Source organism: Paenibacillus sp. JQZ6Y-1 (genome assembly GCF_040719145.1).
Taxonomy (GTDB): domain Bacteria; phylum Bacillota; class Bacilli; order Paenibacillales; family Paenibacillaceae; genus Saccharibacillus; species Saccharibacillus kandeliae.
The window spans coordinates 778,421-792,193 of the sequence record NZ_JBFDUZ010000001.1 but is presented as its reverse complement, the minus strand read 5'-3'; the positions used below and the strand labels follow the sequence as shown (position 1 = coordinate 792,193).

Annotated in this window: 13 protein-coding genes; 3 read left to right on the top strand and 10 right to left on the bottom strand. The window is 47.7% G+C overall.

Features of this window, described 5'->3' with window-relative positions:
- Positions 1-17: 17 nt before the first annotated feature.
- From sufU to ABXR35_RS03490, 7 genes are all read right to left on the bottom strand, one after another.
- Positions 18-449 carry a Fe-S cluster assembly sulfur transfer protein SufU gene (gene sufU, locus ABXR35_RS03520; RefSeq protein WP_367055499.1) on the bottom strand — a complete coding sequence of 144 codons (432 nt, stop codon included), beginning with the start codon at positions 447-449 and terminating at the stop codon, positions 18-20.
- The gene (locus ABXR35_RS03515) at positions 436-1,659 is read right to left on the bottom strand and encodes a cysteine desulfurase (protein WP_367055496.1); all 1,224 of its coding nucleotides are present in this window, start codon (positions 1,657-1,659) and stop codon (positions 436-438) included. Before ABXR35_RS03515 ends, sufU begins: the two co-directional genes overlap by 14 nt.
- Positions 1,656-2,957, bottom strand: coding sequence for a Fe-S cluster assembly protein SufD (gene sufD, locus ABXR35_RS03510; protein ID WP_367055493.1), 1,302 nt, complete (start codon positions 2,955-2,957; stop codon positions 1,656-1,658). Before sufD ends, ABXR35_RS03515 begins: the two co-directional genes overlap by 4 nt.
- Before the next feature lie 28 nt (positions 2,958-2,985).
- A complete protein-coding gene (gene sufC / locus ABXR35_RS03505) occupies positions 2,986-3,774 on the bottom strand; it encodes a Fe-S cluster assembly ATPase SufC (protein ID WP_367055490.1) in 789 nt (262 codons plus the stop codon).
- 511 nt (positions 3,775-4,285) lie between these two features.
- Entirely contained in the window at positions 4,286-4,894 is a 609-nt protein-coding gene (locus tag ABXR35_RS03500; protein ID WP_367055487.1) for a DUF1802 family protein, read from the bottom strand.
- A complete protein-coding gene (locus tag ABXR35_RS03495; RefSeq protein ID WP_367055484.1) occupies positions 4,891-5,220 on the bottom strand; it encodes a hypothetical protein in 330 nt (109 codons plus the stop codon). Before ABXR35_RS03495 ends, ABXR35_RS03500 begins: the two co-directional genes overlap by 4 nt.
- Before the next feature lie 316 nt (positions 5,221-5,536).
- On the bottom strand, positions 5,537-6,004 hold the full coding sequence (locus ABXR35_RS03490) for a Dps family protein (RefSeq protein WP_367055481.1): 468 nt from the start codon (positions 6,002-6,004) through the stop codon (positions 5,537-5,539).
- A gap of 291 nt (positions 6,005-6,295) precedes the next feature.
- On the opposite strand from ABXR35_RS03490, the gene mtnA reads away from it, so the two are divergent.
- Entirely contained in the window at positions 6,296-7,390 is a 1,095-nt protein-coding gene (mtnA, locus tag ABXR35_RS03485; protein ID WP_367055478.1) for an S-methyl-5-thioribose-1-phosphate isomerase, read from the top strand.
- 336 nt (positions 7,391-7,726) lie between these two features.
- Complete coding sequence (locus ABXR35_RS03480) at positions 7,727-8,254, top strand: hypothetical protein (protein WP_367055476.1); 528 nt, start codon at positions 7,727-7,729, stop codon at positions 8,252-8,254.
- Positions 8,255-8,350: 96 nt separating this feature from the next.
- On the opposite strand, the gene ABXR35_RS03475 is transcribed toward ABXR35_RS03480, so the two are convergent.
- Positions 8,351-8,755, bottom strand: coding sequence for a DUF423 domain-containing protein (locus tag ABXR35_RS03475; RefSeq protein ID WP_367061145.1), 405 nt, complete (start codon positions 8,753-8,755; stop codon positions 8,351-8,353).
- Positions 8,756-9,018: 263 nt separating this feature from the next.
- On the opposite strand from ABXR35_RS03475, the gene ABXR35_RS03470 reads away from it, so the two are divergent.
- Entirely contained in the window at positions 9,019-9,870 is an 852-nt protein-coding gene (locus tag ABXR35_RS03470) for a DegV family protein (RefSeq protein ID WP_367055474.1), read from the top strand.
- Between the two features lie 194 nt (positions 9,871-10,064).
- Here ABXR35_RS03470 and ABXR35_RS03465 read toward each other — a convergent pair whose 3' ends face one another.
- Both ABXR35_RS03465 and ABXR35_RS03460 read right to left on the bottom strand, forming a co-directional pair.
- Complete coding sequence (locus tag ABXR35_RS03465; RefSeq protein WP_367055471.1) at positions 10,065-12,731, bottom strand: PAS domain-containing protein; 2,667 nt, start codon at positions 12,729-12,731, stop codon at positions 10,065-10,067.
- Positions 12,732-12,857: 126 nt separating this feature from the next.
- Positions 12,858-13,718: an alpha/beta hydrolase fold domain-containing protein gene (locus tag ABXR35_RS03460; RefSeq protein WP_367055469.1), complete on the bottom strand. Its 861-nt coding sequence runs from the start codon at positions 13,716-13,718 to the stop codon at positions 12,858-12,860.
- Between the last annotated feature and the right edge of the window lie 55 nt (positions 13,719-13,773).

The window sequence follows — 13,773 nt, the reverse complement described above, 5'->3', positions numbered from 1 at the left end:
GTTGTAGCCTCCCCATCTTAATTGTTGTTGCTGTCTTCGCCGATTCCTTTACGCAGTGCATTCCATGCCAGTGTGGCGCATTTGATGCGGGCGGGGAATTTGTTTACTCCGGATAGGGCTTCGATCTCTTCGTATTCATCAAATTGCACCTCTTCGCCTTTCATCAGGGCGGAGAAACGGTCTGCAATATCAAGTGCTTCTTCGTACGTTCTGCCTTTGACAGCTTCAGTCATCATGGAAGCGGAGGACATGCTGATGGAGCAGCCTTCGCCAGTGTATTTCGCGTCTGTTACTTTGCCATCCTCGACAAGCAGTTGCAGTGAAATTCGATCCCCACAAGTCGGGTTGTTCAGATTCACTGTCACCGCATCGTCGCCAAATGTTCCGCGGTTACGCGGATTTTTGTAATGGTCCATAATGACGCGACGGTATAGATCATCCAATTGCATCGCCAAAATACTCCTTTGTCTGAACCAACGCGTCGATAAAACGATCCACGTCTTGTTCATTATTATACAGGTAAAAGCTGGCGCGTGCAGTCGAGCTTGCCTCCAACCATCTCATAAGTGGCTGACAGCAATGATGTCCGGCACGGATGGCAATCCCGTACGTATCCAGCACAGTCGCCAGATCGTGCGGATGCACGCCGTCCAGATTGAACGTTACAATCCCGACTTTGCGTTTCGCCGGTCCGTAAATCTTGATGCCTTCGATTTCTGACATGCGCTCCATCGCGTAGTTCGCGAGGTGGGCTTCATGCTCTTCGATCTTATCCATACCGATTTCGGTTAGGAAGTCGATGGCAGCCGCAAGACCGACAGCACCGGAGATAATCGGCGTACCGCCTTCAAACCGCCAAGGTGCATCCTTCCAATCCGATTCGTACAGACCGACATCGTTGATCATCTCGCCGCCGAATTCGATCGGTTCCATCTGCGATAGCAGCTGACGCTTGCCATACAGAGCACCGAATCCAGTCGGTCCGCACATTTTGTGACTGGATAGCGCGTAGAAATCACAATCCAGATCCTGCACATCCACTTTCATATGCGGTGTGCTCTGTGCGCCGTCTACGACCATGATAGCACCGTGACGGTGGGCAATCTCGGCGATTTGCTTCACCGGATTGACCACGCCCAGCACATTGGATACGTAGACGACCGAGACGATTTTGGTATTTTCGTTAATGACTTCTTCCACATCTGCCAGATCGATATTGCCATCTGGTTGCAGTGGAATGTATTTCAGCGTGGCACCAGTGCGCAGAGCCAGCTGCTGCCACGGAATGAGATTACTGTGATGCTCCATCGGTGTGATGACGATCTCGTCACCCGGCTGTAGGCGTGGACCGCCATATGCCGAAGCAACCAGATTCAGCGCCGTGGTGGTACCGCGAGTGAATACAATCTCCTCGTTACGCGATGCGTTGATGAAGCGCGCGATTTTCTCGCGTGCGCCTTCGTAGGCATCGGTTGCGCGTGTACCGAGCGTATGCACGCCACGGTGAACGTTAGAGTTATCGTATTCGTAATAGTGACGCAGCGCATCAAGCACGACGCGCGGCTTTTGCGATGTTGCTGCATTATCCAGATATACAAGCGGATGTCCGTTTACTTCCTGGTGTAAAATCGGAAACTGCTCGCGGATCAGATCGTTCACTGACCGACTTTTCTTTCGACCAGCTGTTGCAAGCGGATCTGGAGCTGTTCCAGCGGAATGTCAGAAACGACCGGAGCCAGGAAACCGTAAATGATCAGTCGCTCTGCCTGTGCACGGGTGATACCACGGGACATCAGATAATGTACCTGTTCAGGATTCACCTGTCCAACGGAAGCTGCGTGACCTGCCATAACATCATCCTCGTCGATCAGCAGGATTGGGTTTGCGTCGCCGCGTGCTTTCGGGCTGAGCATCAGTACTTTCTCTGCTTGCTCACCGTTGGAACGGGTTGCGCCGTGTTCGATTTTGGTGATACCGTTGATGATCGCATTCGCTTCTTCACGCATAACCGCACGAGTTGTCATTTGGCTAGTAGAATCTTTACCAAAGTGAATCGCGCGTGTAGTGTAGTTCAGGCGCTGAGAGCCGGAGCCGACAGCGATGATTTTTGCATCAGAAGTCGAACCATTACCTTTCAAAATGGTAGAAGTATCGGTTACGGTATTGCCGTCGTTCATTTCGCCGATAATCCATTCGATTGAAGCATCATTCTCGGTAATCGCACGACGGAAGCTCATATCGGTTGTGTTCAGACCGAATTGGTGAACCGTTGCAAAGCGCACTTTCGCGCCTGGTTTCGCGATGACTTCTACAATACCGTTATGCAGACGGCTGTCGTCGCCAGCAGAAATATAGTTATCTACATACGTTACGGAGCTGTTCACATCAGCGATAACGAGTACGCGTGGTGCAAAGGTAGCTGACGCGTTCTCAGTCAGGAATACTGCTTGCAGCGGTACGGATACTTCTACGTTTTTGGGAACGTAGAGGAATGCGCCGCCGTTCCACAGTGCTGCACTCAGAGCGGTCAGTTGGTTCTCATCGTTCTTCACAGCAGTGGACAGATGCTTCTGTACCAGATCGCTATGCTCGCGTGCTGCCGTTTCCAGATCGGTGAAAATGACACCCTGGGATTTCAGTTCGTCGGACAGCGTGCTATATACAACACCGGAATCTTTTTGTACAAGCAGGTTGGCTGCTTCGTCCTCGTTTACCAGAGCGCTTACCGCTTCCGGCAGCTCCTGTACAGAGGATACAACAGTTGCCGGTTGGTGTGTACCATACTCGGACAGATTCCATTTATCAATTTTCGTTTTTTCCGGTTTTGGCAGTTCGAGGCGGGAAGCCAGTTCCAACGCGCTCAGACGGCTTTCTGTCAGCCAAGCCGGTTCGTTTTTTTGCTGGGATAGAGATTTCAGTGCTTCCGCGCTCAGCGGAAGTATCGTCTGCAATGTCATTGTGCTCTTGCTCCTTCCGTACCGTTATTTACGCTTCTTGTTCTTGACCTACGGTTTCGTCGGTGATACCGAGTTCTTCTTTTACCCAGTCGTAGCCTTCTGCTTCCAGACGAGCAGCCAGTTCAGGACCACCGGATTTTACGATACGACCCTGCATCATAACGTGTACGTAGTCAGGCGTAATGTAGTTCAGGAGACGTTGATAGTGAGTGATGATCAGGAAGCCGCGATCTTCGCTGCGCATTTTGTTTACGCCTGCAGCAACGATTTTCAGGGCATCGATGTCGAGACCGGAGTCGATTTCGTCAAGAATAACGATTTTCGGGTCCAGCATCAGCATTTGCAGAATTTCGTTACGTTTTTTCTCACCACCGGAGAAACCTTCGTTCAGGTAACGGTGAGCGAACTCAGGGTTCATGTCCAGCTCTTTCATGCTGCCTTCCATTTGACGGATAAACTTGATCAGGGAGATTTCCTGTCCTTCTTCACGGCGTGCATTGATCGCACTGCGCAGGAAGTCGGAGTTGGTTACACCGCTGATTTCGCTTGGGTATTGCATCGCCAGGAACAGACCTGCGCGAGCGCGCTCGTCCACTTCCATTTCCAATACATCTTCGCCGTCCAATGTAACAACGCCGTCAGTTACTTCATATTTCGGATGACCCATCAGTGCGGAAGCCAGTGTACTTTTACCAGTACCGTTCGGACCCATGATTGCGTGGATTTCTCCACCTTTCATCGACAGGTTCACACCTTTAAGGATTTCTTTGTTCTCGATTGTTGCTTTCAGACCTTCAATGACGAAATTTGTTGCCATAGTAGACGTCCCTCCAAAATAAGTAAGTAAGCTGCTGAATAGAACAATTTTGATGTATTATTCAGTACAGCTTCAGGATTAATCACAACATGATTTTGCTTCTTAAATCATAACAAGAAAACGGGGTCTTTCGCAAAAAAATAGCGGCAATGTTTACAGAATATTGCCGACATGGATATGCGATATAGGAAGCCCGTTTCAGACATGATCCCGGAATGCGGCACATGACTGCCTTTTCCCGCAAACAGAGCGTTGTTCCCTGCTGCATCATCTATTCAAATGAAAAGGAAAATTCCTCAACGTTCGGTAGATTTAGATAAAGTCTAAGAATAAATCTTCCTTAGACCTATTCTAAACTGATTCTCACCGATTCTCAAGCTATTTTATAATAATTTCAATGTAGCTGCAATGAATTGATCTATACTTCATTGCATATTAATGTGAAAGCCATGATGATACCATAGTTTTGTCTATTTCGCACCCAAATAAGAAAAAGCCTGACCGATTCGTATCAGTCAAGCTTTATGGCAGGAATATCTCGCTTCTGCAGCGATTGCAGTGCAGCGGTTCTCATTGCCTCAAACTCCGCAGCGTCCAGCACCGGCGTCATTTCGCTCGTCACCGGACCACTTGGTATGGAGATCCACGATTTGCAGCCGATATACTGCTCCTCGATGTGAATGTCCACCGGTCGTTCAAGTATATATACCCGCAGCAACAGAATATGAAGCGGATTCTTCTTTTTCCAGCGCAAACGTTCTTCGGCAAATGTATCCGTCCAGATATGATGCTCCTGTAGCAGATTCAGTTGCTCCTGATCAAGAATTTCGAGATCGTCTGTCACTTCGGCGTACAATCGAATACTAGCCGTCTGCTGCTCTGGCGACCAGCCCTGCAACGACTCCTCTACCAGATGACGATGATCTGGCTTCAACAGCTCGCTACGCTGATGCTCATAGGTTGGATACAGACAAAAGGCTCTCTCTTTCAATTCAAAACTGCGCGTTTCCTCGGTAATGCCACCTTTGCGCATCAATAGGATTTGCTTGCCTTCCGCTAGCGCTTGAATGGCAGATGCCCATTCTTTCAGTGCAATGGTGCGTGACTCCTGTTCACTCATATCCGTTCCTCCTCTACATAGCCAATGGCATCGTATAAGCCGTTCAGAAATTGCTGTATCCAAGCTTCATTTTCAAGGCGGGCTTGTTCCTTCGTCTCTTCGTCAGCGTCATCGTCCGTCTCTCGCACCACAGCGTCCTCTGGCAACTGTATCGCTCGTATGCTACCCGGAAAAACAACAATGTCTTGCGATCTCATCAAATATAAAAACCCTTCCTCAAAGGGCGGTACCTCCATCTGATACCACATATCCTTGCAATAACAACAGTAGATGAAGCTAAAATCATCCTCTTCCACCACAAAGGTACCATCATCCTCCAGTTTCATCCCATCGCCTCCATTTACTCAAATATAGTCCAGCATCTCCCGTGTGTAACGATTGCGGAATGGCTTATCTATAAAATCACATAGGAAAAATGTAACTATGATACATGTATGTACAACAAAGTCGTATACATTTTTCATATTGTCTGTTTGATGTACATTGTCTGTTTAATGTGCGTTGTATTCTTTTTATTATAACGGATTTATATGTAAAAAACCGCCATCTGCACATGGCAAATGGCGGTTAATATCGCATACTACTTGTTCAACATGTGAACGTATACGTGAATATATTGCGGAATATACAATCGTCTCTAGCTTAGCCCAGATAAGAGCGCAGCATCCACATGTGTTTTTCCAGATCGGCTTTGAACGCGATCAGCATATCTGCTGTCGGTTGGTCACCGGACTCATCAGCCAGCTCGATTGTTTCTTGGAATTGCTCGGTTACTGTTGCGAAGTCTTCGATGATAGTTTGTACCATCGTACGTGCATCTTCGCTACCGTTTGCTTCCTGTACGTTTGCCAGCTCCAGATATTCTTTCATTGTTGCTGCTGGAGAACCTTTCAGCGTCAGCAGACGCTCAGCGATTTCGTCCATTTTCAGTGTTACTTCGTTGTAGAGTTCTTCGAATTTGATATGCAGTGTGTAGAAGTTCTCACCTTTTACATACCAGTGGAAGTTGTGAATTTTTACATATAATACATTCAGGTTTGCCACCTGCAGATTCAGCAATTCTTCGATGCGTTTGGTTTGAGTGGAGTTTTGATTTGTTACGTTAGACATAATGAAAATCCCTCGCTTTTAGTAGAGTTTTGTCAATGCTTTGGCATGTGGTGTATGCCATCAACATGTCATGCTTGTCTGCATAGAACTTACCCTGCACGCCGTTTGACGAAACAACCTTTACGATCATTCACAGGTGCAAGCCAAATGTGGATAGCAACAATTCTCCACTTTTTATAGTAAAAAGAACTGTGCAAATTGCCGCTTTTCCGATATTGTATAGTCTAATGATTTATCCATTTTATCGAGGTCCATGTCAGTGTCCATTATGCAAGGGAGTGAGTCTATAGTATGAGTGAAATCAATACGACGAACGAGGGAGCTGCGAAGGCTCCGTTTGAACCATTATTATCGCTGCGCTGGGAAAGTGATAAGCTGCTGATGCTGGATCAGCGTCTGCTGCCTGACGAGATTGTCATGCTAGAGCTGTTTACCGCAGATCAAGTATTTGAAGGCATTCAATCCATGAAGGTTCGCGGTGCACCAGCAATCGGTATCTCCGCTGCATATGGTGTTGTACTGGGTACACGTGAATATGAAGGGCAGGATGCGGCAGTCTGGCTGAAGCAAGTATTAAAAACATCCGCCCATCTAGCTGAATCTCGTCCAACCGCTGTGAATCTGTTCTGGGCATTGGATCGAATGAATAAACGCGCTCACCAGCTCGCTGAGCAGAGCATCGACACAGACACACGGAATCGCGAGCTCGAAAATGAAGCAATTGCTATCCATGCTGAGGATGAAGAAGTATGCCGTATGATCGGTGTACACGCACTGCCATTGTTCAAAGATGGAATGGGTGTACTGACACACTGTAATGCAGGCGGTTTGGCAACAGCCAAATACGGCACAGCACTCGCGCCGATGTATTTGGCACAGGAGCAGGGCATTCAATTAAAAGTATATGCAGATGAGACGCGTCCCGTCTTGCAGGGCGCGCGCCTGACTGCTTTTGAATTGCAGCAAGCGGGTATCGACGTTACGCTGCTATGTGACAATATGGCGGGCATGGTCATGTCCAGAGGCTGGATTCAGGCAGTCATCGTCGGTGCAGATCGCGTAGCTGCCAACGGCGATGTTGCCAACAAAATCGGTACGTATAGCGTAGCTGTGCTGGCAAAAGCGCATAATATTCCGTTCTACGTTGCCTGCCCACTCTCTACGATTGATCTGGCGACAACGACTGGAGCCGAGATTCCGATTGAGGAACGCTCTGCCGCTGAAGTGACAGAAAGCTTTGGTAAACGTACTGCACCGCAAGATATTAAAGTATTCAATCCGGCATTTGATGTTACACCGCATGAATATGTGACTGCGATCATTACGGAAAAGGGTATTGTTTACCCATCGTATCAGGAAGAATTGCCGAAACTGTTTAACAATTAAGGTAATTTGAACAAATGGATTTTGCCGTTTTTTGTCATTTTACATGTAGTGCCAAAGAACCAAGAAAGTCGAAGCGTGTATCGTTTCGGCTTTTTGGCTTCTGTGTATATATTTTATACGTATTACTGGGTAATAACGTTAATATTTAATGCATATGATCCGATAATAGTAAAAAACCGTATTATGTGTACAAGAATGTTTAATTTTAAGGTATACTGTTAAAATGTACCTATAGACTATATCCTAAGACCTATGAAATTATACGAAAAAATGGTATAGTTTATTACAAGTTGTTACAAGGTTAGACCAATCCGATAAAGTAAGCGAGATGGGGAAATGATGAACAAACAGCAGACTAATGATGCTACCGAATTTTTATTTAACGTAGACCTCATGATTACCGGAACAAGCAATGCGGTCGCCCTTCAAAAGCTGCTGGATATCCTGAACAATCAGGCAGAACTTGCAGATTTTCGTATTGTAAACGGTATTAAGCTTGGTGCGAAGATCGAAAAAGCGGTTGCCGCCGCAGGTACGAATCAGACGCCTGTAGAACTAAAATCGCAGCCTACAAGCAAAACGACAGCATCGAAGCCAAAGCAAGCCGCAGAAACTGAGAAAACGCAGGCGGCTGCCCAGCTACATGAGAAGATTGAGAATGATATGGGGAACTGGTTATCCCTCTATATTCAGGGCAACCAGCTGATCCGCCTCACACTGAATCGTCGCGGAGAGCGTGTTTCCATTCCGTGTCGTATTCTGAAATACGATAATGAGGATCAAACCATCAGTGTATATCATGTAGATGAGAAGCAGGTATACACGTTCAAGCTTAATGAAATTGATGATTTTCAGCACGCCTGAGAATGAAGCATACAGCATGGTTCACTAGGGATAAGTGAACAAAACGCCGACTGAGGTTGATCAGTCGGCGTTTTTGCATGTTGTGTATTCGTTTCATCAGACTCGTTTGGCGGAACGTGCTGCGGCGATAGCTAGCAGAATCCAGCCAGCGATGAAGCAGACGCCTCCGATTGGCGTAATGGCGCCCAGTATTTTGACTCCGCTAATGCACAGTACATACAGACTGCCGGAGAAAAAGACAATCCCGATTACGAACAGCAGCGCCGACCAGCGCAGCAATCGCGTTTCACCGATTTGTCCTGCCAATACTGCTACTAGCAGAATAGCAAGGGTGTGTACAAAATGATATTCTACCCCTGTTTTGAATGTTTCGATTCGTTGACCGATAATCGGTTCAAGGATATGCGAACCGAATGCGCCGATTATAACTCCAATCATGCCTAGAATCGAAGCGACGATAATGTAAGTACGTTGCATGGTATGCCTCCTGTAGCCGCAAATTCCTTTATGGTTTCATCTATTGTATTATAACGTATCCTCTCGCCTTTCTGTTCTAAACAATTGTGAGCAATTCTTGAAGGCCAATTGGCTGTAATGATGAGATGTGCTGATGGGCTGTACAGGTTGGCTGACTGGCTCATTTGGTTTTGTATACGTGATTCGTAAGTACTGTCTATGTTGGTGAACAGCAAGTCGTGGTATAATAACGCCATTCGTGTTACTTTATATATTCATGTACGAGAAACAACAGATAGGAGACCTTTATGACTTCGATTCGCATTTTTGCAGATAGTACGTGTGATCTGCCTTCTGCTTGGCTGCAGGAACATCAGGTTGGCATTGTGCCACTGTATGTGACCTTCGGTCAGGATGTATATCGGGATGGCGTGGATATTACACCGCGTCAGTTGTATGATCGCGTCAGCCGCGATGGTCAGCTGCCCAAAACGTCTGCCCCTTCCCCATCCGATTTTCTGAATGCTTTTACCCCAGTCGTAGAAGCCGGACATTCTATTATTTATATTAGCCTTTCCTCGGCGCTGTCTTCTACATATGCCAATGCCCTTATCGCTGCTGAAGAATTACCTGCTGGGCGGGTAACGGTGATTGATTCGCTCAATCTATCCAGCTCTATCGGCTTGCTGGTGATGAAGGCGGTACATGCAGCAGCAGCTGGTGACAATGTACCTACTATCGTCTCGTTGCTGGAGACGGTGCGCGGCAAGATCGAGACGGAATTTGCCATCGATTCACTAGAGTATCTTTATAAAGGCGGGCGTTGCTCCGGTATGCAGAATCTGATCGGTAGTCTACTCAAAATCCGTCCGGTCATCAAAGTCACACCAGAAGGCTCGCTTGCACCAGCATATAAAGTACGCGGTAAACGTGACAAAGCAATGGAGCAATTGCTGCGCAATGCACTGGATAATAAGCATCGACTGGATCGAGACGTGATTTTCGTCGTACATTCGTTTGCTGAGGAAGAAGCGCTGCATATGCAGGCGGTATTGCGTGAGCAGACGGATGCCAAGCACGTGATCATTACCGAAGCAGGCTGCGTGATTTCCAGTCATTGTGGACCGCAGACGATTGCACTGATGTATACGACGCAGTAAAGCTATGCTAACGGGCTAAAGCCACCCAAAAGAAAAAGCCGTATTCCCATCCTGTGGAGTACGGCTTTTTTGATGATATAGAGGTAACAGAGCGAAAAACAACCAGACGAATGAATATCAAATTTGAGATATTATACCTCTAGGATAATCATTGTTCGCGATTGCCGCTATTCAGCAGTTGTGTTGTATCTTCCTTACTCTGCCAATTGCAGCGGGATGGTAAAGTAGAATGTCGATCCGCTATGCTCTCGACTCTCCACTCCAATCGTTCCATTCATCAGCTCAATCAGATTTTTACTAATAAACAATCCTAGACCTGTTCCACCGTAATGACGATTCATCACCTGATGCACCTGTGAGAAGGAATGGAACAGTTCATTCAGCCGATTCGCTGGAATACCGATACCGGTATCGGTAATACGAAAATCAACCAGCATCCCATGTTCGCGTGACAGATGCGACAGCTCGACCATAATCTGTACACTACCCTGATCGGTGAATTTGACGGCATTGCCGACGATATTCACCAGCACCTGACGCAGACGAACAATATCGCCTCTTGCTAGGCGCGGTACTTCCTGCCCAATGGAGATATGCAGCTTGATCTGTTTATCGTCTGCCAATGGCAAAAACAGCTGATATACATTGTCCATCAGTTCGTGCAGATCGAAGATTTGCTCATCCAGCATCAGATGACCATTTTCCAGTCGATGCACATCGGTTATATCGTCCATGATGCGCATAAGTTCATGGCTATTTTGCAGTACAATATCCGCATACCAGCGCTGCTCATCATCGGGTGATGCTTCATGCATCAGCTCGGTCATACCGATAATCGCATTCATCGGCGTACGCAGCTCATGACTGATCATAGAAATGAATTGCGATTTGGCATAAGCGGCACGCTCTGCCATTTCCTTTGCCTCCATGATCGCCCGCTCATTCGTACGGTCACTGAAGACAACGACCACTCCGACAATACGCTCTCGGTCAAACAAAGGATTGATCCGGTATGAGACGAAGAAGCTTGATCCATCACGCCGGAAAAACACTTCCTCTGCCGCATGTCGGGACTGCCCATCCGACAGCGTTAATTTGACCGGATTCTGCTCCGGCGGATACGTTTCTCCATCGGCGCGTGCATTGATCACCGTCTCCTGTAGCGGAAAGCCGATAAATTCTTCACGCGGCAATTGTAGCATGCGTGCCGCCGCTTCATTGATGAACATGCCTCTACCTGCAATATCAATACCGAAAATGCCCTCTGATACCGAGCTTAGAATCAGATTGTATTCCTCACTGATCGACTGGATACGTTCGACATACCGCTTGCTCTCTGTAATATCAGTCGCAATGCCGAACACGCCGGTAATCTGACCGCCGACAATAATCGGCACATTCGTAATATTCACTTCCATGCGATTACCGCCAGACTGAATCAGCGTTGTTTCGTAATTTTGCGGCAGCCCCATGCGCGCCTTATTAAAATGCTCCTGCGCTTCATGTACATCATCGTCCTCGATCAAATCGGTGAAATATACGCCTTCCACCTTGCCCGTTACGTAGCCGCTCTGAATTTCCGCAACAGGGTTCAGATTAAACAGCCGTCCTTCTATATCAAAGGAATAGACACCAGATGGATTATACTCTACAAGCGACTTATATCGCTGTTCACTCTCCAACAGCTGCTGTTCCGCAAATTTGCGATCTGATACGTCGCGCGATACCGCAACCACCGTACCACCTGCCGGTGACATACGGTCCGCAGCAAAGGTTCCACTGGATTCCAGCCACACATAATGCCCCTGCTTATGACGAAAACGATAACAGACCGTATGCTGCTCCTGTGCATACAGAATCGACTGTACATACACCTGCACGACCGCCCGATCTTCGGGGTGATAATAGGCTACTGCACTTTGCCCTACCATCTCATCCGGCTCATAGCCAAGCAGACGAGTCAGCGACGGCGACGCATACAGAAAGTTCAATTGATCATCCGCGGTATGGGTGGAGATCAGATCCATCGTATGCTCGGACAACATCCGGTACTGCCGCTCACTCTCACGAATCAAATCCTCCATCAATCGCTGCTCGGTAATATCCTGAATCGTACCGATCATGTGTTTCTCGCCGCTCTCATTCGTTCGGATCAATCGTCCACGAATGGAAATGGTTTTGACATTGTAGGTCGGTTCGCTCAGTCGACATTCCAGATGAATCGTCTCTTTTGCCAGCACTTGTCGGAACGCATCTCTTACCGCATCGCGATCATCGGGATGAATACGTGACAAAAAGCGGCGGTACAGCAAGATTGGTGCGTCCTGCTCCATGTGCATAATGTCAAAAAATCGCGGCGTACATACCAGCTCTTGCGTCTCTACATTCCAGTCCCAGCAGCCAAATCCACCAATATCCTGTGCCAAATTCAATCGTTGCTCGCTCTGGCGCAGCTGCTCCGCCGCCTGCTTGCGCGATGTAATATCCTTAGCTGCACCGAAGATACCAACGATACGGTCGTCCTTGACCACCGGTGCATAGGTCACATCCAGATCAATGATATATCCTTCTTTATGAAAAATATTCGTCTCGAACTGTACCGATTCCCCATTGATCACCTGCTGAAAATAAGGCGAGCGGAAATGCAAACGCTGTTCGCCAAAAATCTTACGCTTGTCAATCGTCAGCAGATCTTCGGGCGAGTATCCGGTCATCCGTAGTACAGCTGGATTTGTGTATATATAATTGCCTTCCATATCCATCACATAGATCGCGTCGGGATGATGCTCAAAAAGCGGACGATAAATTCCACCTTCCCCGGCAATCAAGCTATGGAGAATATCCTTCTCTTGCTTATCCAATGTCCCCATCCCCCTTACATGGTGCTTGAGCATCGAAATCCGGGGCGTGCCATCCATAATCCCGTGTGCCTCTTGTTGCTTCGACCGTTCCTTGCGGTATATGCAAGCTTCCGCATAGGCAATACCTCAGGAGCCTTTCAGATGACGGGCAAAAAAGCGACTAACCGCTTCCAGCACATCCATCCGTGTCATCAGACCCGACGAGGAATGCTTTACACCTTCCAGCACATACATATCGACGCGGCTTCCCGCTTCATGCAGTGCATCGTACAATAACTGGCTTTGGCGCAGCGGCACCATTTCATCCGCATCGCCGTGCATAATCAGAAACGGCGGCAAGACTATACCCTGCTCGGCAGCGGTGCGAATATGGGTAACCGGATTGGACAATGCCGCATTGGCAACCTTCTCCCGCATCGGTCCACCGACCAGCAGCGAAATGACTGGTAAGGCATATTCATGATCAAAATCAACCTGTACATCAATCGGTCCGCAAAAGTCGACAACAGCGGTCACTTTGCTAGAATGCCCGGTCCATTGACCACGCTCGTCCCACTCTGGCTGATGACCCGTAACGGCAGCAAGCGAAGCCAAATGCGCTCCCGCAGAGTGTCCCCATACGCCGACATGCTCTGCATCAATGCCATATTCGTCCGCATGTGCTTTTAGGAAACGGATGGCTGTCTTCACATCTTCTAGCTGAGCAGGGAACGGCGCGCGGTTCACCGTACGATACTGAATGCAAGCAATTACATACCCTTGACGTGCGAGTTCAGACATCACTGGCACATGTTTATAATGATCAGCGTCTAACCATGAACCGCCGACGATCCAGACGATCAATGGCAGTGGAATATGCGATTCTGGACGCAAAATATTCATTTTTAAGGTTGTTCCGTTCGAAAAACGAGCAAATTGAATATCGGGAATCATCTGTACAAAGTACGTATCTTCACTTTGATAAGGCAAATGTTTGATCTCTGACAACGTTCTTCCTCCTGTAGTTCAATCTATGCTGCCCCTTCTTTATAAGGAAAGCTTT